General features: G+C 67.4%; 1 protein-coding gene. It reads right to left on the reverse strand.

Annotated elements, in window-relative coordinates; translation table 11 throughout:
• Nucleotides 1-617 (reverse strand): LysR substrate-binding domain-containing protein (locus HX846_RS11750; protein ID WP_178965423.1); only part of this gene is annotated, 617 nt, incomplete at both ends.

Raw genomic sequence — 617 nt, forward strand, 5'->3', positions numbered from 1 at the left:
GTCAGCAGCCACAGGGCGGTGTCGTGCCCCACCAGCGGCGGGCTCAACGGTTCCAGGCCCGCGCCCAGCAGGTAATCCGGCAACGCGGCCACGCCGAGTCCCGCGCGCACCAACTCGGTTACCGAAACCATGCTGTTGCAGCGATAGGCTGGCATCACTCCCGGCAAGTGCTGGCGCCGCCAGGTGACGGTGGGGTGATCCGGCAGGAAGTCATCCGGCGCGATCCAGTTCAGGGCCGCCAGTTCCTCCCCCGCATGCTGGCGGGCATAGTCGGCACTGGCGCACACCCGATACGACACCGTGCCCAGGCAACGTCCTACCAGATGCTCGGGCGGTGCCTTGGTCAGGCGCAGGGCGATATCCGCATCGCGGCGACTGAGGTTGGCAAAGTCATTGGACGTGCTCAGCTCCAGGGTCAGCGCCGGGTAACCCGGAATGAACTGCGCCAGGGCCGGCAGCAACAGTGACTGCAATACCGAGTCCGTGCACGTCAGGCGCACCGTACCGCTGATCACTTCACCGCCCTGCTCCACTCCCACCCGTGCTGCCTCCAGCGCCTGTTCGGCACGTTCGGCCTGCTCGGCGAGGGTGGTGGCCAAGGTGGTGGGCAGGTAGCC

Origin of the sequence: Pseudomonas sp. K5002 (assembly GCF_013386655.1) — a bacterium.
In the GTDB taxonomy this organism is placed as follows: domain Bacteria; phylum Pseudomonadota; class Gammaproteobacteria; order Pseudomonadales; family Pseudomonadaceae; genus Aquipseudomonas.